The 26,353-nt window shown below is 47.4% G+C and carries 19 protein-coding genes; all 19 read right to left on the reverse strand.

Going from position 1 to position 26,353, the window contains the following annotated elements; genetic code table 11:
* A partial coding sequence (locus J3352_RS11595) for a PLD nuclease N-terminal domain-containing protein (RefSeq protein ID WP_207700506.1) occupies positions 1 to 475 on the reverse strand: 475 nt, incomplete at its 3' end.
* A gap of 36 nt (positions 476 to 511) precedes the next feature.
* A complete protein-coding gene (locus J3352_RS11600) occupies positions 512 to 1,192 on the reverse strand; it encodes a GTP pyrophosphokinase family protein (protein ID WP_207700507.1) in 681 nt (226 codons plus the stop codon).
* A 183-nt stretch (positions 1,193 to 1,375) separates the two neighbouring features.
* On the reverse strand, positions 1,376 to 2,185 hold the full coding sequence (locus tag J3352_RS11605; RefSeq protein WP_117966293.1) for a nucleotidyltransferase domain-containing protein: 810 nt from the start codon (positions 2,183 to 2,185) through the stop codon (positions 1,376 to 1,378).
* Positions 2,186 to 2,196: 11 nt separating this feature from the next.
* Positions 2,197 to 2,757 (reverse strand): SLATT domain-containing protein, encoded by a 561-nt coding sequence (locus J3352_RS11610; RefSeq protein WP_117965640.1) that lies wholly within the window; start codon positions 2,755 to 2,757, stop codon positions 2,197 to 2,199.
* Positions 2,758 to 2,784: 27 nt separating this feature from the next.
* Entirely contained in the window at positions 2,785 to 4,905 is a 2,121-nt protein-coding gene (gene brxL / locus J3352_RS11615) for a protease Lon-related BREX system protein BrxL (RefSeq protein WP_097772841.1), read from the reverse strand.
* A gap of 23 nt (positions 4,906 to 4,928) precedes the next feature.
* Complete coding sequence (gene pglZ / locus J3352_RS11620; protein ID WP_207700508.1) at positions 4,929 to 7,451, reverse strand: BREX-1 system phosphatase PglZ type A; 2,523 nt, start codon at positions 7,449 to 7,451, stop codon at positions 4,929 to 4,931.
* Positions 7,452 to 7,505: 54 nt separating this feature from the next.
* Entirely contained in the window at positions 7,506 to 7,727 is a 222-nt protein-coding gene (locus tag J3352_RS11625; RefSeq protein ID WP_013274273.1) for a DUF3791 domain-containing protein, read from the reverse strand.
* Positions 7,728 to 7,730: 3 nt separating this feature from the next.
* Positions 7,731 to 7,970, reverse strand: a complete 240-nt coding sequence (locus tag J3352_RS11630; RefSeq protein ID WP_207700509.1) for a hypothetical protein — start codon at positions 7,968 to 7,970, stop codon at positions 7,731 to 7,733.
* Positions 7,967 to 8,449 (reverse strand): DUF3990 domain-containing protein, encoded by a 483-nt coding sequence (locus J3352_RS11635; protein ID WP_013274275.1) that lies wholly within the window; start codon positions 8,447 to 8,449, stop codon positions 7,967 to 7,969. The genes J3352_RS11630 and J3352_RS11635 overlap by 4 nt, the downstream gene beginning before the upstream one ends.
* Before the next feature lie 21 nt (positions 8,450 to 8,470).
* A complete protein-coding gene (gene pglX, locus J3352_RS11640) occupies positions 8,471 to 12,103 on the reverse strand; it encodes a BREX-1 system adenine-specific DNA-methyltransferase PglX (RefSeq protein WP_207700510.1) in 3,633 nt (1,210 codons plus the stop codon).
* A 20-nt stretch (positions 12,104 to 12,123) separates the two neighbouring features.
* Positions 12,124 to 15,777: a BREX system P-loop protein BrxC gene (gene brxC / locus J3352_RS11645; RefSeq protein ID WP_207700511.1), complete on the reverse strand. Its 3,654-nt coding sequence runs from the start codon at positions 15,775 to 15,777 to the stop codon at positions 12,124 to 12,126.
* 18 nt (positions 15,778 to 15,795) lie between these two features.
* Complete coding sequence (locus J3352_RS11650) at positions 15,796 to 16,371, reverse strand: DUF1788 domain-containing protein (RefSeq protein ID WP_005929853.1); 576 nt, start codon at positions 16,369 to 16,371, stop codon at positions 15,796 to 15,798.
* Position 16,372: 1 nt separating this feature from the next.
* Positions 16,373 to 16,981, reverse strand: a complete 609-nt coding sequence (locus J3352_RS11655) for a DUF1819 family protein (RefSeq protein WP_007882141.1) — start codon at positions 16,979 to 16,981, stop codon at positions 16,373 to 16,375.
* Positions 16,962 to 17,189, reverse strand: a complete 228-nt coding sequence (locus J3352_RS11660) for a helix-turn-helix domain-containing protein (RefSeq protein WP_002576387.1) — start codon at positions 17,187 to 17,189, stop codon at positions 16,962 to 16,964. The genes J3352_RS11655 and J3352_RS11660 overlap by 20 nt, the downstream gene beginning before the upstream one ends.
* A 323-nt stretch (positions 17,190 to 17,512) precedes the next feature.
* Positions 17,513 to 18,985, reverse strand: a complete 1,473-nt coding sequence (locus J3352_RS11665) for a relaxase/mobilization nuclease domain-containing protein (RefSeq protein ID WP_117965657.1) — start codon at positions 18,983 to 18,985, stop codon at positions 17,513 to 17,515.
* A 54-nt stretch (positions 18,986 to 19,039) separates the two neighbouring features.
* A complete protein-coding gene (locus J3352_RS11670) occupies positions 19,040 to 19,309 on the reverse strand; it encodes a protein BART-1 (protein WP_117965660.1) in 270 nt (89 codons plus the stop codon).
* A gap of 16 nt (positions 19,310 to 19,325) precedes the next feature.
* The gene (locus tag J3352_RS11675; protein WP_117965663.1) at positions 19,326 to 19,631 is read right to left on the reverse strand and encodes a hypothetical protein; all 306 of its coding nucleotides are present in this window, start codon (positions 19,629 to 19,631) and stop codon (positions 19,326 to 19,328) included.
* Positions 19,632 to 19,785: 154 nt separating this feature from the next.
* The gene (gene mobC / locus J3352_RS11680; protein WP_002576391.1) at positions 19,786 to 20,118 is read right to left on the reverse strand and encodes a plasmid mobilization relaxosome protein MobC; all 333 of its coding nucleotides are present in this window, start codon (positions 20,116 to 20,118) and stop codon (positions 19,786 to 19,788) included.
* Positions 20,115 to 26,348, reverse strand: coding sequence for an SNF2-related protein (locus J3352_RS11685; protein ID WP_242699962.1), 6,234 nt, complete (start codon positions 26,346 to 26,348; stop codon positions 20,115 to 20,117). The genes mobC and J3352_RS11685 overlap by 4 nt, the downstream gene beginning before the upstream one ends.
* Positions 26,349 to 26,353 lie beyond the last annotated feature (5 nt).

Below are 26,353 nucleotides of genomic sequence, written 5' to 3' on the forward strand. Positions count from 1 at the left end.
CAAAATACACAATATCCGTATTCTGATAGATTGGATACTGCGAATTTCTTTGTATATAACTTGCAATATTTCCTGCCTTCGGAATCGTTTCGTTTATTCTGTTTAAGCACTCCTGATTATCGGAAAGCATTGGTAACAATTTGCTATCAATTTCTGCATATCGCTCACGCATTTTATGTGTGCCGCCATTCAAACCAATCAATAAATATAGGCCTACACCCATAATTGGGAAAATTAAAATTAATATAACCCAAGGCATTTTCATGGAAGATGTCTTATCTGATGCATACAATCCCAAAACTAAAATTCCACTTAAAATCCTTGTAAATAGATTTATGATTTCTGCATATTCATTTAAGCGTGTTACAATAGTAATAATAAAAACTACTTCTAGAAGAATGCAGACTATGGAAAAACACAATCGTTTTACTCCGTTTTTTGTTTTCGCTTTTCCTTCTAAAGTATCTTGTTTCATATATATTCCAACCTTTCTACTCGATCAAATTTCTGCTTAAATTTCGTGGAACATACCAATTTTGTCTTTTATTCTCTGCATTTCATTATCTGCTTCAATGATAGCTTTTGCAGAATGAAGTAATTCTTCACTTATCTCATCATAGCCAGGCATTTCTTCAATTCCTTTTTTATAGCGAAGTTGATGTTCCAATGTTGCCCAGAAATCCATACCATTGGTTCGAATCTGTAATTCTACACGCATAGGTGTTTTACCCTTAGCAAAAAATACTGGTATTTCAACAATCATATGATAGCTTCGATAACCATTCGATTTTGGATTTTTTATATAATCTTTTATTTCAATAACTTTAATATCATCCTGTTGGGTAATCAAATCTGATATCATATAAATATCGTCAATAAACGCACAAACTATTCGAACGTCTGCTACATCATTGAGATATGTCTGTATATTTTCTGTTGTAAATTCATATCCCATCTTCTGCAGTTTATTGTAAATACTATTGGGCTTCTTAATTCTTGTTTTTATAAAAGAAATAGGATTTCGATTGTTCTCAACTGAAAATTCATCATCCAAAACCTCAAGCTTAGTTTGTATCTCCCGAATAGCACAACGATACATCATCATTAAATTATAAAATTTTGTAGCATTATTTAAAAACTGTAGTGATTCCGGACTGTTCATCCTGAGTTTTTTTACTTCATCTTTTGTCATGGAACTTTCCTTTCTACCTCATCCCTGATTTCAAAACATTATTTATACACGGTGCCGCCATGAACTTCTTCGTTATGTAAGGCTTTATATCTGCCAGCACCTGCGACATAGAGGCTTTCTTTCGAGTATCAGTCATAACAATTCCTCCTTCCTACTAATTATTGTCATTATCCCTTGCTGTATTTAACCAGCAATATATCTAAGAACTTTACCCAGACAATCTCTGCTGTTATCCGTAGACACCTGTTGATTGCTTCCTGGTGCGCTAAGAGGCATCGCTCCCCACATAAAATGCTGATTATAATAATCTAAAAGAATCTTCTCGTATGTACCTGCTGCTGAAGTTGAACTTTCTCCAGAGGAAAGCCATCTCCAATTTCCTATTGCTTGATAAACGAAACTGTCAATAACTATTCCTGACAAATGGTAGCTTCTAAAATAGTTATCTCGCACATATCGTAGATGCTTGCAAGTGTCAAAAAGCAGTCCATTACTGCTTATATTTTTGTTTTTCATGGCATCCTGTTCTGCTTTTGGATTAGTTGAACGCCAATTCCCACCCATATTTGTATCTGGATATCTGTATGAGCCATCCCAATTTTTGAATGCCGGCAGAATTTCAAAGAACATTCCATCTGAAAAATTGATCTTCACAACCTGTCCATCTGCTCTTACTTCACTTCTTGGATACCGAACAAGAATAGCCTGTCTAACTACTTGCAGAAGACGAGATTGACCATTCCCATAAACAGAGTTGAACTGGTTGTAATATGATTCCGGCAAGGACATCAAAATATCAATATCACTTGTATCTATCGCAGTTCCCCTTCCATAGGAGCCAACATATATACTATTTTGTCTATCGCTTGTTATATTCCAAAACTCACGGTTCATTGCTGATGTTACAGTGCAATATCTTTTTGAAATAAGAGAACGGCTGTCAGCTGATATTACTTCTTCATTTCTTTGAACATACAAACTCAATGTATTCATCCCCCATTTACTCATTTTTTTCTCAAATGCGCCGGAAGCATCTTGTTTAATTCCTCCTGCGTAAAGAATTGCTCTTCATTTGTTTTAAGCGCAGCTTGGGCGGCAGCATAACTTTTCCCATCAGTTAAAGGTGCAGCACAGTAAATTTCCGAACTTTCATCCAACAGTTCATCTCTTTTGCGCACTATTTCTTCAATACTAATTTCGTCAAAGTCTGTCAAAAGTGACAGATATTTTTCTCTTACCTTCCACAGCTTATTTGCAGTCTTAATATGATCGGTTTTTTCAGTGGAAATGTCCTTATCCTTCAGATAGCTTGTTAGTGCAAGAAGTGCTGTTGAACATAGTCCACCAGCCCATAACAGTATCTGTTCATTTGAAATGAGCACTCCCAAAAAGCCGCCTGTTGATATTGCTGATAACCCAATCTGTCCCCATTTTATCCAAAAATTACGCTTACTCAACCGATCAGCCATCTTAAAATGACATGTATAGGTATATACAAGTTTTCCATATTCTTCTTGTATTTGAGAATATAATTTTTCACGGTAATCCAGCGAACTTTTCTCCATTGGCGCATTTCCTCCGTACCTTTAGTATTACTCTACCCCCAACGCCTTAAACACCGCATCTTCCGCGCTGCTGTAGAAAATCAGATTAAAACTGCCCACCAGCTCCGGCGGCACGGTGCCAAGGTCTGCTGCGCTGGTAATCGGAAGCAGCACTTTCTTTGCTCCGCTATCGAGACACACCTGCAAACTATTGGCAAGCTCGTCCACTTTCAGAATCGTGCCGCTGATGCTGATTTCTCCCAGCACGGCAAGTGTACTGACTGTAGGCCGTCCAAGAGCGATGCTGCATAGTGCAATCAATGTAGGCAATGCCAGCTTTCCGGTCATGCCAATGCCCTGCAAATCCTGATAGTTGATGATGTAATCCCGCATCGTAGTACTGATGCTGCCACTGATGCGATTTCCGTTAGCTTTCAGGAAATTGAACGCCGTATTCGTGGATTCCTTGCAGTCACGGTCGCTGCCAAGGCCAGTACGTTCAAATTTTCCGTTGCCAGGCAGCATCTGGCTTTCGAGGCGGAATACACCGATCATACCGGACTTACCCTGACTTACGGTATATACCTGTCCAGGATTGCAGATACCATCAGGAATGAGTTTGCCGCCGCCCTGCTCTGGCACGGAAACAAATTTTTCTTCAAAGGTATCAAGATCAATATAGCTGAAGTTCACATCATAGAATTCCATTCCACCCAGTTTTTTCAGCTGCTCCTTGACGCGACGGCGCATTTCCAGCGCAAATACAAGAATTTCTTCAATCTGTTCCTTCGTGAACTCCCCATCCGGATATAGCAATTTCACATAGCCGCCTACGATCTTGCGGACAGCAATCGTATCGCGCTGGTTCAGGTTCTTTCCAAGGCGGAAATACTTATCCAACGCATCACCATACTGTTCTTTCCGCAGTTCTCGGATAAACTCTGCCAAGTAATCCGTGATAAAGCCGTAATCATTGGTAAAATGCTCCGGACGGAACTTCGGAATCTCCCAGCCTGGAATGTAGCAATGCAGACGGTCAAGAAAGGCGGTGTCCGTTCCCATCTCCGGCGGGAACGGGTCAAACAGAGAGGAAGTCTTAAGCAACACATCCACGCTCTGATTGATGTTTCCTACAAAGACCATAGAAGCCGATGCTGCCTTTTCCTCTTTGCCGCGGGCAAAGGAGCCGGAAGCCATATAGTCTTTCATAATTTGAATGCCGTCTTTGTCCTTAAACTTGATTCCGGCAACCTCATCAAAGGCAACGCAGTCCCATAAGCCTACCAAACCTACGGTTTTGCGCCCCATATTGTAAAACAAATTTGCAACGGTCGTCTGACCACCGGATACCAGGATACTGTTCGGGCTGATTTCTTTATAGATATGGGACTTGCCTGTGCTGCGCGGCCCCAATTCACAGAGATTGAAGTTGTTCTCCACCAACGGCAGCATACGCGCAAGCAGCAGCCACTTTTCCCGGTTGTTCAACTGTTCCGGCTCATATCCGCAGGAACGCAGCATAACATCCATCCACTCTTTCTGTGTGAATGCCTTGCGTCCCTCTCGAACTTCTTCAATGTCGATATGGGGCATCTGAATCGGAGTCAGCTTATGGATGCTAATGGGAGAGATATCCTTCTGCTTTTTCTGTTTAGAGGAAATCGGCTGTCCATCTATATCCGTGATTCCAAAGCTACTGTCTCCCTCAGATTCATATTCCAGCTGCACGATGCACCAGATACCGCCACAAAGCAGCCGGTCATATTTTTCCGGATAATCATCCGTAATCGGCACATTGGTGAGACCAAGGTTAGAGAACTCTGCAAAAAAGCAATCCTTTTTGATGTCCAGATGCACGGTCACCATATCAATAATGGTATGGCTCCCGTTCTTGCGCAGTTGTGAGAGAATTTTCTGAGCCTCATCCGGGCGGACAAAATTATCTGCCAGAATTCGTTTTACATTCTGAACGCCCTGCTCAATGATTGTCTCATCGTCTGAACTACAATACTGACCCAGCAGGAACTCCAGCACATAGACCGGAACATTTGCTCCTTCTTTTATTTTCTTTGTCAGGTCTTTGCGGACGATCCGACCGTCAAAGTTGCTGCGCAGCTTCCGGCGCAGTTCTTCACGGGTATCATCTGCCGCCATATCCATCATTTCCATACGGAATTCCTGCCTCCTCTATATCAGAATCCGAATCCAAAGTCATCTGCAAAGGCAATGTCCATGATGACAGGCTGCCTCCACTGCTCCAGACCGCTTTCTTCGTCGTAAACCACAAGGTAATACTGCTTGTCCTTGTCGTATTTCTTATTCTTGAATGTGAAACGCATCCGGAAGATACGCTTCTGTGCATTTTCCTCGCGACTGTCCGCCACATAGCTGTTTTCGTTCGAGATTTTCTCATTGTCTTCCGAGAGGAAGAAAATGCGGTATTTTGCAGCTTTTACAGTATCGCTGACTGCATCCGACTGGATAAAGTCCATGGAAGTGATCAGGTTCGTAATCTTATGGACAATGCTGACCAGAGCAATCTCTGCATTCTTTGTTTCCATGTGACCGCGCTCCATCTTAAACTCCAGCACCGGTACCAGCATTTCCTGCGGTGAGGAACCGCCATGCACATAGTTAGCACCGCCTCCGGCCACCTTAAAGACATTGCTGCTGACAGGATAAGACACCACCTTGCTGTCCTCATTCCCCAGAACGCATCCCATGCTCATATGGTCGATGCCGTCATCTTCCAGTGCCGCCTTGGACACAATAAATCTGCGATTAACAAATGCTTTGTCCGCGCTTTTCCCAGAAATCTTGTCACTTTCTGTCAGCTTATCACGCTTATAAATAAAGCCATGATCGGCAGTAACGATAAAATGATAGGTGTTGCCGCTGACGGAGATTCGATGAATCAAATCCACAATTTCCTGAACGGCTTCCTCACACGCATGAAACACCTCATCCTCGGTATTTGCCTTGTCTCCACGCGCGTCGATCTGATTATGGTATACATAGATGATCTGACGTTTTGTCAGCACATCTCGCAGCTCTGCCACTTTCAGATTTTTGATATCATCGAACTGTACACAGACACTATCCGGGTTATAGCTTTGCAGCACCTGCTGCCGACCTGCCAGATTATCGCAAAGGATACCATCTACCAGCACCTGGAAGTCATCCGTCATCTCCAGTGTTTTATGCGGTAAAAGTGCTGCCATACCGAGCCTTGTATAAGACGGCAGGACACTTAGTTGTACGGAAAGTTTTGCCGTGCATTTCGGGTCATCCTGCATTCGGGCAAACAATTCCTGTCCGACCTCGTAACGCATGGCATCCGAAATGATGACCACGGTGCGTTCCTTGGTATAGCGCAGGTTGGCATTGTAAAACTCCCGCTGCAACGGAATTGCCGAAAATGCGGCATCCTGCTGGATTCCAGCATTCCATGCTGGGAGCAGACAAGCCAGATATTCGTTCGTGTAGATATTTTCCACCAGCTCCCGAAGCGACTCAAAGCTTTCCGTGCTCTCCAGCTGGTCGTAATAATAGTAGAATTTCCGATACTGCTGATCCATATTGTAATCCGCAGCAAGATATCGGTCGATGATTGGCTTTAAGCCATCTGCGGCATGGTAATCCGCTTCCTTCACCATGCTGTATGCACTGGAAAGCATCTGATAGGTTTTCCCGGTCTTTCTGCCAAAGTGCATTTTAGCCCGTTTTTCACAGAGTTCCGGAATGGTAAATCCGTTTACGATTGCACCGATATCTTCCGAAACAAGTCTGCCAATGAGCCACTTTACCAGCACCTGATCCACGGCAAGGAAAGTGTCGCACTCCACCAAATCGTCCACTCGCATTCCTGCAAATGCCGAAAAAACATTCAGCCCTTTGGCAACATGTGCCGACAAAGCGTCGTATTTATCCCGGTACAGGACGCTGTTCATCAGGCTATCGAGGAATGCGATGATATTGCCTGACTTGTAGGAGACAAAGCTCTTCCATGCTGCCGGAAGCTCTGCCTGCACATATCGCCCAGTATAAGTAACGAACAATGTTACCAGCAGCCGTTCCAAACTCGGTTTTGTATCGGTGTATCCGAAATGCTGCTCACAGAGCTGCCAGAATGCAGACAGCAGATCGTATTTTTCAAACTCCTGCAAAAAAGCATTGTCCACCAGCTCGCCATCCGTCAACACGATGCGCACGACTTCCTCAAAAGAGCAGGTACGCGCCTTGCAGACTGCACTGAGCAGACCGACAAGGATATTTTCTTCATTGAAGTTTTCGATTTCCAAATCATAGAACCGCTGAGTGCGCTCTTTGTTGGCGAAAAACTTGATGTGCTTCTCAATAACCGGCTTGTACTTTTCCTCAATACCCAGGTCAACCGACAGCAAGGAGGCTCGGTCAGCAAAGAACCGTCTGGAATACAGCATTGTGTCTTCCAGATGGTTGTCCCTTACATCCGGTTTCGGAAACGGTGCATAGATCAGATAATTCGTGGTCTTATCCACACGCTCCAGAAAATACTTTGTATAGAACTGGTTATCCGGCTGGAGATAGTAAATCTTCGCATTCTGAAGCTCCACCGTCTCCATATCCTCGACAAATTCCGCCTTGTCATCGTACCAGAAAACCAGTTTCCGGGTTTCCCCGGTAAATTCCGCATTCAGGCGGTCTATAATTTGTTTCAGGTTCAATTCTGCCATATCAATTTCCTTTACTTGATAGATTCCGCCCTTTGGGGAATATCATACAGGCAGTTACGCCTTGATCCGTTTATTGCCTGTGATGCTGCTAATATAATCGTCAATATCCTGCACGATACAATGATCCCCCATTGTGTGCAGTGATTCAAAATACTTTGTGATATACCCATAGATGCCATACTCTTCAAAAGTCTTTGCTACATCTGCACCGGAAAGCCCTTTGAAATGACGGTACCGCTCCATGCAATAAATCAAAAAATTGGATTCTTTGCTCATCACTCACGCCTCCTCCGGGTAATCATAGGCGCCTGTCAGAAGTTCATCTTGATACATGGTATACAGCGTCATCGGGCTGTAATGCCACAATTTCGATTTTTCATCCGAAAGCTCCTGATAGAGCTTGGACTGATAAAAGCGGGAAATCGCTTTTTCATCATCCACATTGCTGTTTTTTGTAATCTGTTCGATGATGGGCGGCACAATGATTGCAAGCATTGCGCTGAACTGATCTTCATTCATACAAGCTCCCTCCCTTCAAAATGCAAGTATTGCAGGGACTTCTCAGTTGCAAACACCAGCTGATTGAACAATTTCCGAATCTTGAGTGCCGCCAGTGTTTGTTCCTTATCCAACACTCCGGTCATATACAGGGTAATGGTGCGGTACACATCATCATTTGCCACAGCACCATAAATCAGGTCATGCTGCTTTCCCTGATAGGTTCCCTGACGGTTCTCAGCTACAAAATCCAGCCATGCTTCATCTGGGCTATCAAAGCGCAGCAAGCTGCACTCCTTGAAAGCCACAGCTTCCTCTACGGAATAAATATTGAGCGTAGCGGCTCCTGTTTTGCGGCGGTCAGTGACCTTTTGAGCGAAGTTCACTGCCTGATCGCGGTTAGTGGTGGTGTAAAATCCAAAACCGAAGTCCAGATAGCGATTTTGCCGGATAAGTTTCGGCTGTTCTACGATAACATTACTTCCGTGGTACAAAATCATTGCAAACGCCTCCTGTTCCTCTTATTTCTTTTCTTTCACCATGATGTTCTTGCTGTCCGCCAGCACCTCATAGAACTTGCCGTCCTGCGCGGTCTGGAGCTTGCGGTAGTTGACCTTTACGCCGTCATCGAGGTCAAGCTCGATACGGGAAAGTGCCAGATGGCTGATCTTCTCATCGTATTCCCGACATTCCTTCAACTGCTTGGCAAGTTTATCCTTGCGCTTGGAGGCTGCTGCCACCTCGCGGGCATTCCCGCTGTGATCCATCATATCCTGCATTCGGTTGATCTCGGATTCATAAACGCGCTGCATCTTGTGCAGGTAGTCGATACGCAGGTTACCGATAGTATCCGGCGTGTAGCGGTGCAGGTAAACCAGTGCCTTAAAGCCGTTCTGCTTGCCACTGTCAAACAGCCAGTAGATCGGACGCTTGCCGGAGCCAGTGACAGAATAGGTCTGGCAGTGATCCTTGAAGAAATCGTTCAGGAAGTAGTTACGAATAATCTCCCGGCTGGTGCTGCCTTTATTGCCAAGGGCTTTTGCGATGTAATCAAGGTTTTCTTCCAGCGTATCAGCACCGTAAACCGCTTTCAGCCACGCGCACAGGCGAGATACAATATCATCGTCCAGATATTCTTCATCGGTGATAGGGATAACATTGTCAGCATCCGGAATATAGCTCTGGTATTTGCTGCTATCCCACTCGCCGCCTGCATAGGCCAATCCTTCCACATCCAGAGAGTAGCGGCCAAACATGCAGCCCACAGCGTAGCTGAGCAAACTCTTGATGTCCCGCTGCAAGTCAGCCTTACGCACCGTCACATCTTTATCTTCCACTTCCGGGGTCAGTTCATCCTGCAAACCGTAAATGTCAATAAAAATGCGGTTCAGTTCTTCCTCGTTGGCTTTCAGCTGGTTAAAACGGGCATCACATTCTGACTGCCACTGGGTAAAGGCCTCCGAAATCGTGGAAACGTTACGGAGTAAGGGATGTTTCTTAAAGTCCCAAGAAATCTCAAAAGAGTCCCACTCTGCGTTACTGCCATCAATGCAATGTTTAACACGCTCTACTATACTATCCAAAGAATCCGACTCTATCAGTGGCAACTTCCTAAGATATCCAGATTCAAATCCCATCGAAGGTGAGAGAATCTTTAACAGTGAAGCGGCTATTTTGGAGTTCATAAATCCAAGTAAATAGTATTTTGTCTTTTCATTATTGCAAAACAGTCCATATCCACTGTTAGAATACAAAAATCCTACCGGGCAAAATCTAAATGAGGTCTTCTCTGTTCCAATAACAGTCCAAGTCAATGCAGAACTGAATATATAATCCAGATTATAGTTATGTGAACGTATCCTACCCGTCTTTTCATCTTTGAAATTCTGAATTTCAAACCCATCATTTTCCCAGTTTACTACTGTATCATTATTGCCGTACCATTTTCTCTGTTCCCCTCCCTTAGCAAACGGGAACCATTTCTTTCGGCTCTCAACAGCTTCTTTTCTTGACGAGATATTAATTCCAAATTTGTTACGGTTCACCTCAAACCAAAGTCGAATGAATCTATCATTATTTGCGGTTGCCATACCAACGCGAGGTTCCGAAACATCACCAACTAAATGTGACTTTTTAAATGCCGACAAAACAACATCTGACGCCCAGTATGCAGTATAAGGTGTCCCTTGAATTTCTCTTAGTTGTTCATTTGTTTTATTAAAACGGTGTTCACCAGAAATAAACATAGCAGCTTTTGCTGCTTCATTTTTTCCGCCAACTAATTGAACAAAGGTGCTATTATAATTTGAGAAAAAGTCATTGCAGAACACAAAGCTGCTCGTCTGAACAACTTCCCCATTTATCTCATCAAATGCATGTGGTCCTAAATGTGCCAAATTTATCAGTTCTTTGTTTAATAGTTTATCGCGTAAATTCTCATAGCTTGCAAGAAACATCCATGCATGTTGTGTTATCATCGCTTGATAACCACTCACTCGCGTCATCAAACCACATCGTTCAATAAAGACAGCAAAGAGATCTACTTTACTATCAGGATAATTTGCTTTAACAAAGTCATTCACTTTAGGGCTTAAATTACTTATAGCTGCATACGGTGGATTCGTAATGGTCACCCAATATTTCCGTGCCATCGTCTCACCAATGTCAACAAGCCGATTCAGCTGCTCGGCAGTATCTTCCACGCCCACGCTATCCATGCTGATCTGACCTGCGGTATCTTCTGCTGCCACAAACCGACGCAGCAAATCCCAGTTATAGCTCTCCACATTCAGGATAGAGCCATACTCCTTGGCATCGGTCAGAGTGTCCAGCAAACCTTCCAGCTGCATCTTGGCGGCGTTCTTCTCAATATCGTCCATGCCCGCACCAAAATATTTCAGGTGCGCACGGTTGATGCTGTTGCTCTCCTGAATGGCATAGACATGGCAGGTGTTCTCACCGTTGAGGATACGACGGTTGTACTGCCGTGCTTTCATCATCACGGCAAAATACGCCAGCTGATAGGCACGGTCATCAATGTCCAAACCGTAGATGTTATGTTCCAGAATGCTCTTTGCAGCATCACGCTGGCTGTAACCAGCACTCTCGTAAATCTGCATCAGCACATCAAAGGCGTATACGAGGATATGGCCGGAACCCATGCAGGGGTCGATGAGCTTGATGTCTTCCGGGTTCAGAGCGGCGTACTCTTTACGAATTTCCGAGAGTTTTGCCTGCACCTCTGGCTCCTGCTGTGCCTCTTCCAGATAGTATTTCCAGTTTTCTTTCAGGTCGCAGTCCGGGTGTCCTTCCACCCACAGACGGCCAAGGCTGTTTTCCACCATGTAACGAACGATCCAGTCCGGGGTGAACAGCTGGGTCACGGCAGGGATTTCCTCTTTGGTAATCTTTCCGTTCTTGGCAAAGGCAGCGGCCTTCGGCTCAGTGTTGTAATACTGGTACAACCAGCCGATGATTTCCACCTGACCACCGCGCTCGATGTTGAAGTCATCCTCCGGAATATCGTGAATCAGATGATAGACCACGCCATCCTGGTCAATAACGGACAAGCTGAGCAGTAGCTCGGTGTAGTTCTTTGTCTTTTCAAACAGAGCAGGCAGAATCTCGTTCAGGGCATTGCACTGTTTCAGGAACAGGATGCGGAACGCTTCGTCCAGCTTGTTGTCCTGCTTCAGCTGGAAAATCTGAGCCTCTTCCTCCGCAGTAAAGGGCAGCTCTGCGTCAAACGGTGTCGTGACCAGATCTGGCTCCAACTTTCCGCTCTCGGAAGAAAGCACTCGAATATGGGAAGGCAGATAGTCGTTGACCTCCATGAAACGGATCGCAATCAGGCGATTGAACCATGTATAGGCAACCTCCTCGATCACATACTGATATGCGGTTTTGTAGTCGGTATCCTTTTCCTTCTGCTGGATGACCTCTATCAGCTTGTCACGCTGCCGCACGGCCTCGCCGGAAATCGAATACGGTTCTGCAGTGCCGATATCGAAGAACTGAGTGCCGCCGAAGCTCTGCGGCAACGGCTTTGCAATGCCGTCCTCCGTAATACCGATTAGGCGGGCATCATAGCTAACATCTGCAATCAGCTTATTCCGCGCCCAAATCGCAAAATTCTTTATGGCTGTCTTGTTCATGGAGCCAATCCTCCTGTCATTTATAGTTCAATGTTGACGATTGTATCTTCGTCCATCTCTTTCAGCAGATTTTCACGCAATGCGGCAAGGTATTTATCAACGTCGTCCTTGCTCTCCAACCGCCACGATGCAGTCTTGGCAACCGTTTTGATGGAAACATTCTTCGTGGTGCGCACCTTATATACCGGCTGCGGTTCTGCGACCTTTTCTGCCGGTTTCACGGTCTCGCCGCGTTTTTTCGCCTCTTCTTCCTGACGCTTGCGCTCTGCCTCGGCCTTTGCCGCAGCTTCCTGCACAAGACGGATATCCTCTGCGTTCATCTCATTGAGCAGGCGCAGCTTCAGTGCTTCCGCCTTATCTGCATAGCTACGCAGAGTGGAGACATTGTTGCAGTGCTCCGCACCGTCCATGATCTCCTTAAACAGTTCCAGATAACGGTTGAACTTCGCATCCTTATAGGACTTGGTGTTCAGCACTTCAAAGACACGGTTCCGATCCTGATTGATGGAATCCTTGACCGGCTCTGCCTGCTCTTCCAGAATGCGCATATAGCAGTTCATAAACTTCTCGCGCAGCTCCGGCAGCTTCGGAATCTCCTTATAGGGCTTCGCCATCCGGACGATGGTGCGCATCTTAGCCACCACGTCTTCCAGTTCTGCATCCACGATGTAGGTCTTGCTGTCCTCGTAGATATTCAGCATATCCAGCGCACGGGTGAAGATGGTCAGCTGCTCACTGCCAAAGAAATCACGGATAGGCTCATAGTCCTCGCCAAAATCCATCAGATCGTCCTGCTCGTCAAATACAGTCTTAAAGAATTCCAGCGGTGCCTGAATCTGCACCAGTGCGGAAAGCCGCTTCTTGCCCTTTTCCAGAAGTTCCTTTCCTGGATAGGCGTAATTCTCATATTTCGGTTCCAGCCGCTCAATCTCAGTGATTCGATTCTCGCAGTAATGCTGGAAGTTCTTCATGATGGTATCTTCGTCATCGGCAGGCGGTGCCACCTTGAACAGCTCTTTCATCACGGTGCGGACAGCCTTTTTCTGGTTTTCCGGTACCCGCACGCGCACTTCCGTCAGCAGCTTATCCACAAACTGCTTCTTCGTGATATAGCCGATGATTTCTTCCTCGGAACGGTTGTTCAGATTGACGCTCTCACCATTGACCGTAAAGGACAGATCTCCACGCTTAAAGAGACGTGCCACCAGCCAATGGATGTCATCTTCCACAAAGCCATAGGGTGCTTTCATAAAGCGATCCTTGATCGTTTTCATAGAAGTTTTCATGTGCATCCGGGAGTTACCTGCCACGAATTGCAGCACATCATCCAGCGCGTGAACATTGGATTCTCCGGTATCTCCCAGTGCCAGCGACAGCTGATTGCTGGTCTTGAACATCTTCCGGATGTCTGCTTCGCCCATCGCTGCGTCAATGTAGGACAGCTTGTGGTAAACCGTCTGCACCAGTCGACCGATAGCCTCGTTGATACGGCTGGTCACTTCCTTACCGGAGGTGTGCAGCACATCGCCATTGACATAGATGGTAGCCTCTTTCAGAGCTTCCGTCAGATAAAGCTTGGCGTTACCGTTGCGTTCCCGCATCTCCACGCGCTTTGCTTCCTTAATGGTCTCATACTTGGCAAGCTGCACAGAGGTATTCTTGCGCAAGAACCGCTCAATTTTCAAGTATGCCCGCATTTCCGTCAGGAACGCATCATCATTCGGCAGAACCACAAGGACTTCCTTGCCCTGGCCGGAGAGCAGGCGCAGCGTACCATCATCGGTGCCGCCCTCATACCACGGGGTCAGCACACGGAGGCCGATATCGTAATTCTGATTTGCCTTATAGGGGCGGTCATCCACTGTCTGATTGAAGGAGAACGCATACCGTCCACCAAAGCTTGGATACTGATACTTCTTGCTGGAGAAAATGTCCTCATAGATCATCTCCGCGATCTTCGTGATGACCTCCGGCATCTCCACATTTTCTTTTTCGATTTCGTTGTTGATTTCCTGTTCCTCATCAGTCAGGAATACATAGATGGAGCCATTCTTCTGGATCAACATCTGGCGCATCAGCACTTTCAGTGCATCCTCCACCTGTGCCTTCAGAGAGATGCGATCATCATCAATGCTGGTAATCATCAAGCTCACGATGTTGTCCACGTTGGCTTCGATCTCCAGAACATATTTAATCAGAAAAAGGGTCTTCAGCACATTGATGGCAAAAACATCCTTTTCCTTCTTTTCCGGGTTGATGTAACTGTTATCATAAGCGCGGATGATCACGCTGCTGTGGCTGTGGTCGAGGAAGTTCTCCAATGCATCATAGAACCGATAGAACGGCACGATGGCTCCCATCTCATCGTCCATCAGCTGCATAGCAGATTCTTTGAACAGAGCCAGCATGGAGCGTTCACCTTCGGACAGGTGTTTACCGGATGCACCGTGGGTACGGATGCTGGTCAGCACGCTGGCAAGCAAATTAAACTGGTACGGAACAAAAGGATAAACCTCTGCAAAATCTTCTGCGTTGGCGTACAGTTTTTTCTCCACGCCGTCGTTGAAGACAATCAGATTTTTGATGATGGTTGCTTTCTGGTCATAAAGCAGACGCAGGCTCTGTGCTGCGGTCTCTGTCTTATCCAGAATACGCTTTTTGATAACAGCGTCCACATTGGCAGAGGACAAAGAAAGACGGGTATCGAAACGTCCCTGAATCTTGGAGAAGTCGTTACCCTTCACCTTGGTAATGGAGTCGATATCCTGCTGGCTCGTTACGATTACCCAAGCCTTGCCCATACATTCCTTGCCCAGTTCTTCCGTCACTGTCTGAAGGTTCAGCATCAGCTTAGAATCATCACCAATGTACTGGCCGATCTCATCCACAAGGAAGACAACATGATGGTTGTTCCCTTTTTTATCAATATAGGACTTTACACGCTTGGCGAAATCCTCAATGCTGATCTGGTAGCTCTCGGTTGCTTTCTCGCACCAGTTACGGGCAGCTGATTCGCTCATGAAATCCATGTCAGAAAGAACATCGACAACGGAATCCTGAATGAAATCGAAGTCCTGACGAGAGCTTTCCCACGGATCGCCATACTCTTCTTCAAACTTTTCCTTAAACTCTTCAAAACGGCCTTCCTCGGAAAGCCTGCGCTCCAGGTCGGCAAGGTGCGGCATAGAACCGCAGAAGCCCTGCATTTCATTGAATACCTTCAGGAATACGTTCACAATGGCATCTTTGTTTTCCTTGCCATTCGAATCGCTTTTGGAATCAATGTTGAAAAGAATTACGTCCGATGGGGTGTTTGCTGCCAGCTGCATATCTGCCAGCACCATCTGATTGGTAATCTTCTGATCCTCGATAAAGTAGTCGATAGCATGTTTGTCTCCGACCTGTTTATTCTGAAGCAGATAGGACAGAATTTTCAGGAAATGAGATTTACCACTTCCAAAGAAGCCGGAAATCCAGACACCCATTTTCGGTGTGGTTCCCTGAATACCTTTTTTATATGCTGCAAAGAAATCCGCAAAATGACGCTGAAGCTCACGGGTCACAACGTACTCTTCCAGCTCCTGCGCTACATTTGTTTCTTCACCCTGACCGACAATGATAACGCCCTGTATCTCACGGTCAATTTTCTTTCGGAACATGTCCTTGATCTGCATAACAGTTTCCTCCATCCATTACTTTACCAGTCGGAATGCCCGGTAATAGTTATCGTCTTTAATCTCATTGAACAGAATCAGTTCCTGTTCATTATAGGTTCCCGGAAAGAACATCACGACCGGGCAGCGCACAAACGCCTGGTGCAAGTTGTTAAGCACCTTGTGGGAACGCAAAATCGGATAGCACTTGCCGATACCGGTCAGGAACACGACTGCATTCTCCGGCGTATGTTCTTTGATATATTGCACGATCAGGCTGTCATCGTCATTCACCTTCATGGAGTTGGTCACTGCCTTGACGATACGCTCGATTCCGCGCTTTTTTTCAAAGTCATAGCACTTTTCCATGAAGTTTTTCTTTTCCAAAAAGTCAATGATGATATCATACAGGTCAAAGACCACAAGCTCAAAATCATCATCGCCCCGGTCGTTCTTATTTTTCAGATACTCTACGCGCTCCCGAACTTCCAGTTCCTTTTCCGGTGGATAATCAAACACCCAATAGTTGACCTCATTTGCGCGGCCTGTTCCTTTTCGGAAAGACGGCTTATGGATTGCAAGCTCCATCTCGTCCAGTCTTTGGCTTAAATCCATTTCATCTTACCCCCGTCAGTGTTTTTACCATGATGCCAAGGTCATGGTCATAAAGCCAATGCTCAAATGCAATATCAAGAATTGGCTTCAGTATTTTTCTTGTGCTGTTTGCCCGGTTGCTTTCTAAAAGTCCTGCTTCATAAAGCTGTGTCTTATAGCAGGAACCGAGACGGCGCAGCGTATAGTCTTGAAGAGAAGCCACTTTCTCACTCTGTTCCTGTTTATTTTTGAAAAATATCCGGATATCTGCATCCGTCAGCTCATCGGAACCAAGAATCATTTTTTCCCGCACTACTTCATACACAAAATCAAAGAACAGCGTGTCATGCAAAAGAGCCGCAGTCAGCACAAATAATTTTTGTGTAGCAAGATCACTGCTCAGAAAGATTGGGTAAAAGCTTTCATCTAATGTCTTGATACGGGCTGTTACGGTAGAATAAATCTGCTGCGCTCGTAGTTTTGTCGGTGCGCCATAGATGTTTGTCTCTTCATTCAACTTTTTAATGTCTGCAAAGCTCTTACCCTCGCTCAAAAGCTGCACGGTTTTCCGAAATTCCATGAACCAGAACGAAAATTTCACTGCTCCGGCACTATACGGTTTTCTTTCCATCTTCGTTCTCTCCATTTCCGGATTTTGTTTTAATGTATCTGCCGCTTTTGATTCTGGCATCCTTCGGCTTTTCGGCGTTAATAGGAATGACCCACTGATGGCCTAAACGCTCGGCACCATCAATTCGCCCTTCCGTGCATAATGTCTGTACTCTCCTTGTGCAGATTCCCCATTTTTCAGAAGCCTGCTTAATCGTCATGAAATCCATACGGAACCTCTTTTTCGATGTCTAAAGTCACTCGCAGCAAGTTAAAATTTCTCATTTATATTCTACTCCAAGAAACGAACAAAATCAATCGAAAGTTCTTCCAAATTTTGAACGATTTTTTTAGAACCCACTCTTCTGCAAGCAGGGCTTTCGTGACACGAAAGCGATTTTCTGCTTGTTGGGGAAACTCCCCAATCCCCTTAGAACGCTGCCTGCGGCATCGGGCTGCGCATCCGTTCCGGATGCTTTAACGGCAGTTCCTGCCAAAGAAAAAAAGCCCGGTGCAGCATGAGCATTACACCCACACTGCACCGGACTTTCCATCATCGACTGCTTTGTCTATTTTCTTCTTCCTGCCGCACTTCTTGCTCATGCAGCTGCTCTTTCTTCTGTTCGTCCTCTTTCAGGATTTCCTGCACGATTTTCTGTGCCACAAGCCAATCCTGCATTTCTGATTTTGTTTTGCGGTACTCTGCATAGGAGCTTTTCTTTCGTTCCAGAAGCATCGCATACTCTGCGTTCAGCTCGCTGATGCGCGGGAGCTTTTTGTCAGAGCCGTTCTCTTTCTTATAAGCATCAAACGCCTTTTTTGCTGCGCTGCGCAAGGCCAGCGTATCCCGGTGGGCTTCATAGAACTCTCGATTGTAGCCAGATGCTTTATACGCAGCAAAAACATCTTTTGCCTTGGCATAATTGATTAGATGCTTCCGCAGCACCGACACTTCCGACATCCGTTCCTCATCTGCTTTTACAGATTCCAGCAGCGCATCACATTTTTCAGAAATTCCATCTGCCTTTTCTTTCAGCTCTGCATAGCTCTTGATTCCATGCTCTTCCATGAACATCATAGCTTTTGCCATCTGTTTCAGATTAAAGACTTTCGCCCAACGCGCATACCCCGCGCCTTTGCCTGCCTGCATTTTGGCACGGACATCAATAAGGAACGACAGCTCCGCCTTCTGATGCACCTGCGCAGACCGTGCGCTTGTGCGGGTTTTCTCTGCAAATTTGCTTTTATGAATCGCATTCCCGGCAAGCACCTCGCAAAGTTCTTCAACTGAATAGCCCTTGCCGAAAGAGCGGAAGCGGGCAAATCTGGCATGGCCTTTTCCCCGCAGGGCAGGCTGTTTTCCATCTTTATACTCGTACCCTGCTTCCTGCAAAATTCCAATCAGTTCTCGGAAGTCTTTTGGTTTTCTTGCCAATGCTGCATCAATGGACTCGCAGATTTCATCCCGCTGCGATTTTTTCTCCGGGTATTCCGTTCTCTTCTGCCGCTCCCCATAGGGCTTCCGGATAATGACCGACAATCGGTGCTCCAGACAGATGATATCACTGAGCCTCGCCAGTGCAAGACCGGATAAGCGAAAATCCCGAAATTTTCTGGTGCAGTCTAATGTAGTCGAATTAAAAATAATGTGATTATGAATGTGCGCACGATCAACATGGGTAGCTACGATAAATGCGTGTTTTCCCTTGGTGAATCGCATGGCTGTCTCATACCCAACCTTGTTTGCTTCCTCCGGTGTGATTTCTCCGGGCTTAAAGGACTGCCGAATCTGATATGCAATCACATCATGTGCCTGGGTTCTTCCCGTGATATGCTCATACTGCCGTTTGGAAAGCAGAAATTCTTCATCACAGGTCTTTGCATCACAGGCATACGCACTAATGTATTTTCCATCTTCCGTCTTTGCTGCATTCTCAGAATAATCAGTACGGTCAGCCAGACACTGCGCTACCGTCTTTCCTTTATTGATATGCAGCGCAATTAGTCTTGTAGCCGCCATTTTCATATTCCTCCATCTAAAAAGAGCTACCCGAAGGCAGCTCTTACCAATCTACTATTCTCATTTTAACATCCGTTCCCGGTCATAAGCTCCCTGCAAATAAACGGCCTGCTTGATGATCTCTTCCATATCGAAATAGACACACATGATGCTTTCGTACAGCTTCCACACATTAGATTCGGTGCCGCCCACCATTTCCATCAGCTGGTCTTCCATCTTCGAATGCTCAGACTGTTTTTCCGGATAAGCTGTCTCTTCCACAAAATGATTCTCTCCATCTGTTTCCTCGTACCGCAAATCATAATAATCTTTCATAAACTGAATATCCATCGAATCCCTCCTGAATTCAAATTGTCAAAACATCCTCTACACGCTCACACAGCCGTCCCATCAGTTCCATGATGCTGCCCGCACCAACCGCAGCTGCGAACAGCCCCATCTCAATCATGGTCAGCAGGAACACATCCGTCCAGCTCGCCCGAACCACCGAATAGATGCCGCAGCCAAGAACAAACAGCATAACCGGCGAAAGTACCCACAGAGATAGCTGCATCAGCAGATTCCAGATAAAGCATAGAAATCGCAGAAAAAATGCAACCGGCAGCAACAGGATTTTCAGCATCAGCTTCAACAAAAAACTTACGATCTTCATGGATTTCACCCCTTCGTTTTTCTTTTCATCTTCATTTTACCGTACCCGCTTGCCAAACACCACGATGTCAACAGGAAGACCTACAAAAAATATGTAATGGCACAGGCAGTTTCATCTGTGCCATGTGCGGTAGAAATCTCGCACATTTGCGCCGTCAGCGAATACCAGAAAGCCTCTTCAGGATCAGCTTCTGCATCTCCCAGAGTTCATCCAGTCGCTTCTGCAAATCCCGGATATCCTCCGCATAGATGCTTCCGGATTCATTGGCGCGTTTTGCGTACTGGTTCAGGTTGTTGCTGCATCGGCGAAGAAGGGTGGATACCTGCGCCACATCCGACAAATCAAGATTCACGCAGTACCCGTCCATCGCCATTTTTCTCATATAGGCACCGGTATTCCGAATCCCCAATTCCTTCTGCTTTTCACGAATCCTCGCCAGCTCTTCCGGGTTTACCCGGACGTTGATCCAGTGTTCCCGAACACTCATAGTGCCACCTCCTCATCATCTCGATGTGCCATCGGCGGAATGCGACCGGCACGGTCACGCAATTCTGCCAGGACAGACGGCTTTTCCGCCGTTTTCTCAGGGTCTGGATCATCATTTCCGCGGTCATCCATATTCAGCAGTGCGTCCAGTTCTGCCAGTCTTACACTCTTTTCTGCCAATTCTGCCTCCTGGGGAAATGGCTTTCCAAGCTCGGCCTGCGCCGCTTCCTGCTGGCTGCTAAGATTGTCCAGCTGCTGCTCCGCCTTTTCCAGCCTTGCAGGAATCCCAGCAAGAGCATTGTCCAGACGCTGGATATTGCCCGCAGCACTGGTGCCGATGGGTACCCGGTGGGTCATCTCGCCTTTCAGCAGCACCTGATACTCTTTCTGGAAGCTATCAAATGCCAGCTCCATCTTGAAACCTCGATAGCTGCCAAGCGGCACCGGCTCCAGACTCTGATTGGCTTTACAGGCCGCAAGGATTGCTTCACCGGCCTCGGCTTTTTCAGTAAATCGTGTGCCATTCACCTCCATACTGCAGAACCCTTCTTCCGGCAGCGGATGTGCCGCCACCGTCCGAATATCCGACTGAAAGCCCTTGATGAACCCCTGCGTTTTCTCAATCTCCGCAGGGAAATATTTCATCAGCTTATCTTCTAATCGGTACTGCTGGCTCTGATGATCAGCTTTCAACACCTTCAGCCTTGCAACATCTACATCCAAGTCCATTTTTTCCTTGATCTGCGGGTCTCCTGCACAAAGTGCCTTGATCTCTGCATAGGAAAGTGCCTGCTCATCCACATCGTCACAGGAACGTACCGGAGATTTGCTGGTCATGATCTGGCTGATGAACTTCTGCTTATTCTCCAGTGTCTGATAGAGGTAGGCGTCAAAGGTTCCTTCCGTCACATACTGATAAACCTGCACTTCTTTGTTTCGGTTTCCCTGACGGATAATACGACCATTTCGCTGGGTCATGTCCGCAGGCCGCCAGCCCACATCCAGATGATGCACGGCCACCAGCCTGTCCTGCACGTTCGTGCCTGCACCCATCTTCTGTGTCGAACCTAACAACACCCGCACCTGTCCGGTACGCACTTTGGCAAACAAATCCTTCTTTTTTGCCTCGGTATCGGCATCATGGATAAATGCGATTCCTTCCTCTGGCACACCGGACTGGATGAGTTTGGCGCGGATATCCTCATACACATTAAAGGTTCCATCGTTCTTCGGTGTGCTGAGGTCGCAGAACAGCAGCTGGGTCAGCTTATCCGACTGTCCTTCCTCATAAATCCGAAGCACATTCCGCACACAGGCATTGAGCTTGCTGTTGGGGTCATCCGGTAGAAGCGGATTCATCAGCCGCTGATCCAGCCCCAGCTTTCTGCCATCCGATGTGATTTTCAGCATGTTATCGACCGACGGGTCTACCACGCCGGAATGCACAGCCGCCGCCCGTTCCGAAAGTTCCGCCACCATCGCCTGCTGATGCTCCGAAGGCTGCACCACCACGGTTTCAAACTTTGCCTCCGGCACCGGCAGATGCAGCTGATCGGAAGTCTTGATATCCGCCACTTCCTTGAACATATTCATCAGCTCCGGAAGGTTGAAGAACTTTGCAAATCTTGTTCTTGCCCGGTATCCGGTTCCCTCCGGTGCCAGCTCAATGGCTGTGGTGGTCTCACCAAAGGTAGAAGCCCAGCTGTCGAAATGGGTCAGCCCTTTCTGCTGCAACGTGCCGTACTGGAGATACCGCATCATGGTGTAAAGCTCCGTCATGCTGTTGCTGACCGGGGTTCCGGTCGCAAAAATGATGCCGCGCCCGCCTGTCAACTCGTCCATATACTGGCACTTCATAAACATATCCGAAGATTTCTGCGCTTCCGAAGTGGACAAGCCTGCAACATTGCGCATTTTTGTGTAGAGAAACAGGTTCTTAAACGCGTGTGCCTCGTCTACAAACAGCCGGTCTACGCCCAGCTGCTCAAAGGTAATCACATCGTCTTTTCGGTCGGTTGCCCGGAGTTTCTCCAATCTCGCCTCCAATCCTTTCCGGGTCTTTTCCATCTGTTTAATAGAGAAACGTTCGCCATTCTGGGATTTCATCTCAGCAATGGCGTTTTCGATTTCATCAATCTGGGCAGTCAAAATCCGCTCCTGCCGTTCTGCGGACACCGGGATTTTCTCAAACTGGGAATGCCCAATGATGACTGCATCGTAATCGCCAGTGGCAATTCGTGCGCAGAACTTCTTTCTGCGGGCGGTTTCAAAGTCCTTTTTGCTTGCCACCAGCAGTTTTGCACTCGGATACAGGCGCAGGAACTCATTTGCCCACTGAAGGGTTAAGTGATTCGGAACGACAAACATGGATTTCTGGCACAGCCCCAGCCGTTTTGCCTCCATAGCAGAAGCGGCCATCTCGAAAGTCTTGCCGGCACCCACTTCGTGGGCCAGCAGCGTATTGCCGCCGTACAGCACATGAGCAATGGCATTCTGCTGATGTTCCCGCAGCCGGATTTCCGGATTCATGCCGCCAAAGCGGATATGAGAACCATCGTACTCACGGGGACGGGTACTGTTGAACAGCTCGTTATACTTTTCCACCAGTTCCGCACGGCGATAAGGGTCTTTCCACACCCAATTCTGGAACGCATCCTTAATGGCCTGCTGTTTCTGCTGGGCGAGGGTGGTCTCCTTTTTATTCAGAACTCGCTTTTGCTTACCGTCTGCATCCTCCACGGTATCGTAGATACGAATATCCCGCAGATTTAGCGTATCCTCTAAAATCCGGTAGGCATTGGCACGGCTGGTGCCGTAGGTCATATAGGCATGGACATCGTTCCGGCTCGGTGTACTCTTGCCGGTAATCTGCCATTCTGCCGTCATGGGAGAGAATTTCACTTCAATATTTCGGCGCAGATAGAACGGCGGTTCAAAGGTTTCTTCCATAAACTGCTGGATATAATCCCGATTGACCCATGTGGCACCAAGACGCACATCAATCTCCGAAGCATCCAGGTCTTTTGGCTGTGCCTTCTTCAAATATTCCGCGTTCACCGCAAAGGCAGGGTCAGAGGCCGCAGCCAACTCTGCCACACGGAGCTTTTCCCGGACATTGCCGGACAGATATTCATCAGCTGTTACCCAGCCGGTTTCCTCGCTGCCCTGCGTCATCGGGTCTTTGAAAATGACACCATGCAGTTCCTGCTGGATTTTTTCATATTCCCCTGGTGTACCTAAAAGCTCCGACATATAGGGCAAATCCACTCTGCCGCGCTCTCCAATGGAGATTGCCAGAGCTTCAGCCGGAGTATCCACGCTGGTAACAGCCCGTTCCGGTCGAATCGTCCGTTTGGTGAACATATCCGCCTTGGATTCCAGCCTGCCGTTTTCATCCACATTTTCCAGAGAGCAGAGCAGATAATAAGACGAATCTTCCGAAAAAGCCTGTGCATTTGCACGGGAATTGATAAGCCCATACTGATCGGCGAATCGGTCATAGGCTACATTCAGTTCCCGCTGTTTCTGGGCAATCGCTTCCTCCTGGTAATCGTTCAACTGATAGTCGATCAGTTCCTGCACAATGGTGCGAAGCTCCACCATGCCTTTGATCCTGCCGGTGGCTGTCGCAGAAAGGTCAGCCTTCCGCATGATGCTGTTCTCACGGAAGTAGACATCCCCATCCACTACGGCATAGGAGAAGTTCTTGACATTGGGGTCTGCCGGAATAGTTTCGCCCTGCAAGGACAACTCCTCCTCCGGTGCCAGCTCCTGTGCTTCATAATGACCGCCGATGTGCTGCACCGCCTCATGCAGCTGGTCTCCCAGATCCGCACCTGGAATCGGAATGACCGTACATTCTTCCTTGCCGTACTGGGTACTTTCCGTTGTAATCTCACCCAGCACCATTTCCGGGTGGTCAACAAAGTAGCCGTTGAGGGTTATACCCTCCGATGTCAGCCCCAGATGCACCCAATCCGGTTCGATATCAATGGGATGGTCTCTCTTTTGCAGGAAAATGATATCCGACACCACATCCGTACCGGCATTGGCACGGAATGCGTTGTTGGGAAGTCGGATAGCTCCCAGCAATTCTGCCCGCTGCGCCAGATACTTTCGTGCGTCCGGATTTTTGGAATCCATCGTATAGCGGCTGGTAACAAAGGCCACGATACCACCGGGCCGAACCTGATCCAGTGCCTTGGCAAAGAAATAGTTGTGGATAGAAAATCCGAGTTTATCATATGGCTTATCGCTGACACGGTAGTTGCCAAAAGGCACATTGCCCACGGCCAGATCATAAAAATCACGCCGGTCGGTGGTCTCAAAGCCTGCCACCTTGATTTCTGCCTGCGGATACAGCTTTTGCGCAATACGCCCGGTGATGGAATCCAGTTCCACACCATAGAGCCTGCTCCCCAGCATGGAATCCGGCAGCATACCGAAGAAGTTGCCGACACCCATCGACGGTTCCAGAATATTGCCTTTCTCAAATCCCATACTGTCCAATGCCTCATAGATTGCACGGATCACGGTAGGGCTGGTGTAATGCGCATTCAGAGTCGAAGCCCTGGCTGCGGCATATTCTTCTTCCGTAAGAGCTGCTTTCAGCTCCTTATATTCGCCTGTCCAGGCAGTTTTCTCTGCGTCAAAGGCATCTGCCAGCCCACCCCAGCCGACATAATTGGCCAGCGTTTCCTGTTCTTCCGGTGTCGCATCCCTATGCTGATTTTCTAAGGCTTTCAGCGTGTAGATGGCATCCATGTTGGCACGGAATTTCTGCTTAGGACTGCCTTCGCCGAGGTGAAAGCTGTTGATGCGGTAGTTCTCCGCATGTTTTGCTTCATGCCCTGCCCGGAACGCTTCTTCTTTTCCAGAATTCAGATCAACCACCAGATTGTGCAGGTGAACATTTTCCTCATGCCCCAAAATTCTTGCCAGATTTTCCTTGCTTTCCGAGCGGAAGATCGGATACACGGAATCCGGGTCCCGAAGTTCCACATCGAAAAGCCCGACTTTTTCAATCGTAAATGCCTTTCCGTCCAGATACAGCGTATCTCCAACGCGATAATCCGGCTGCACCGGAGCTGCGGGTTCTGGCTGCACAGTTGCAGGCTCTTTTTCAGCCTCCATGTTCCTGCCGCGAATCTCCTGCAACGCCTCTGATGCACTCACATAATCGGCAAATGTCTGCACTTTTCCGTCCGAATATCCGTAATACTCTTCTTTGACATAATCCCAGATGGCAAACGCATCTTTAGAATCCGGAAAGTTCTCGCCGGTCATTGTGACCACAAACCGTTCATCCGGTGCATAGCCAGACTCTCTGGAAAGTTCGCTGGCGTGTTCCTGCATTTCCAGTACCAGAGGATCTGTCTCTGCGTGAGCCGATTCCTGTACTTCTTCGGATTCCACATCTGGGAATGGAATGTCCTGCTGCAAATTCTGCTTGCTCTGTTCAACATAGAGCCAGTCTTTTGCTTCCCGTTCCTGAACTTTTTCAATCAACTGCTGGCGGTAGGTCTCTGCCTCCCATTCGCTGGTAAACTCTTCGCTGACACCATCCGGCTCCACATGAATGCCGTCCTGAATATCATCCCAGACCGCATAACCATCGTCTGTCTCCATCACGGTAAACCGCTGTGGTGCCGCCAGTTCACTCCGGGCATATACATCCGCAGCCGTATTCAGCATGTTGTCCACATGCTCATTTCCGGTATCGTAGCGTTCCGGTGGCGTTGGCGGAAACACATGGGCGGCAGTCGGCATAGGAAGCGGCGCGCCGTATTCCTGCTCCAGCTTCCGATACTCTTCCATTTCCAGCGCGGTCAGGTACTGATCATTTTCCACAAGCCGGTCTAACCGCTTATCCACCGCCGACCATGTGAGTCGCACTTCCCGGTCATGGTCATAATTGCGAAGCAGAATACCTCTTCCGTTATAATCGGCAAAACCGCGACTGCCATCCATAAAGGTATAGCTGTGGCCACCGAGACCGTATTCCGCTTTCAAGAATGCAGCTCGTTCTTTTGCGTCCCCTTGCTGCTGATACAGCGCATAAATACGGATCTTTCCGCCTTCAAAATTGGAGCCTGTCCGCAGCATCCGGTCGATTTCATCCTCAGAAATAACAAAAGCGGAGGGCTTTTCGCTCTCCGCTTCTTTGGCTGCATTTTCTGCCGCCGCATCAATTTTCTGAATCTGCTCTGCTTCGGACTGAAACAGACTCATGAAGT

This window comes from Faecalibacterium sp. Marseille-Q4164 (assembly GCF_017377545.1).
In the GTDB taxonomy this organism is placed as follows: Bacteria; Bacillota; Clostridia; order Oscillospirales; family Ruminococcaceae; genus Faecalibacterium; species Faecalibacterium duncaniae.

Bases quoted from the DNA above. Each gene is read 5' to 3' on its own strand.
- pglZ (WP_207700508.1), bottom strand. From the start codon at position 7,451: ATGGCAGAATTGAACCTGAAACAAATTATAGACCGCCTGAATGCGGAA.
- J3352_RS11625 (WP_013274273.1), bottom strand. From the start codon at position 7,727: ATGAGCAAAGAATCCAATTTTTTGATTTATTGCATGGAGCGGTACCGT.
- brxL (WP_097772841.1), bottom strand. From the start codon at position 4,905: ATGGAAATGATGGATATGGCGGCAGATGATACCCGTGAAGAACTGCGC.
- J3352_RS11600 (WP_207700507.1), bottom strand. From the start codon at position 1,192: ATGACAAAAGATGAAGTAAAAAAACTCAGGATGAACAGTCCGGAATCA.
- J3352_RS11655 (WP_007882141.1), bottom strand. From the start codon at position 16,981: ATGGAAAGAAAACCGTATAGTGCCGGAGCAGTGAAATTTTCGTTCTGG.
- J3352_RS11610 (WP_117965640.1), bottom strand. From the start codon at position 2,757: ATGGAGAAAAGTTCGCTGGATTACCGTGAAAAATTATATTCTCAAATA.
- J3352_RS11675 (WP_117965663.1), bottom strand. From the start codon at position 19,631: ATGAAGATCGTAAGTTTTTTGTTGAAGCTGATGCTGAAAATCCTGTTG.
- J3352_RS11650 (WP_005929853.1), bottom strand. From the start codon at position 16,371: ATGGATTTAAGCCAAAGACTGGACGAGATGGAGCTTGCAATCCATAAG.
- J3352_RS11635 (WP_013274275.1), bottom strand. From the start codon at position 8,449: ATGATTTTGTACCACGGAAGTAATGTTATCGTAGAACAGCCGAAACTT.
- J3352_RS11605 (WP_117966293.1), bottom strand. From the start codon at position 2,185: ATGAATACATTGAGTTTGTATGTTCAAAGAAATGAAGAAGTAATATCA.
- J3352_RS11670 (WP_117965660.1), bottom strand. From the start codon at position 19,309: ATGGATATTCAGTTTATGAAAGATTATTATGATTTGCGGTACGAGGAA.
- mobC (WP_002576391.1), bottom strand. From the start codon at position 20,118: ATGAGTGTTCGGGAACACTGGATCAACGTCCGGGTAAACCCGGAAGAG.
- J3352_RS11685 (WP_242699962.1), bottom strand. From the start codon at position 26,348: ATGAGTCTGTTTCAGTCCGAAGCAGAGCAGATTCAGAAAATTGATGCG.
- J3352_RS11660 (WP_002576387.1), bottom strand. From the start codon at position 17,189: ATGGATTTCATGACGATTAAGCAGGCTTCTGAAAAATGGGGAATCTGC.
- brxC (WP_207700511.1), bottom strand. From the start codon at position 15,777: ATGCAGATCAAGGACATGTTCCGAAAGAAAATTGACCGTGAGATACAG.
- J3352_RS11665 (WP_117965657.1), bottom strand. From the start codon at position 18,985: ATGAAAATGGCGGCTACAAGACTAATTGCGCTGCATATCAATAAAGGA.
- J3352_RS11630 (WP_207700509.1), bottom strand. From the start codon at position 7,970: ATGAATGAAGATCAGTTCAGCGCAATGCTTGCAATCATTGTGCCGCCC.
- pglX (WP_207700510.1), bottom strand. From the start codon at position 12,103: ATGAACAAGACAGCCATAAAGAATTTTGCGATTTGGGCGCGGAATAAG.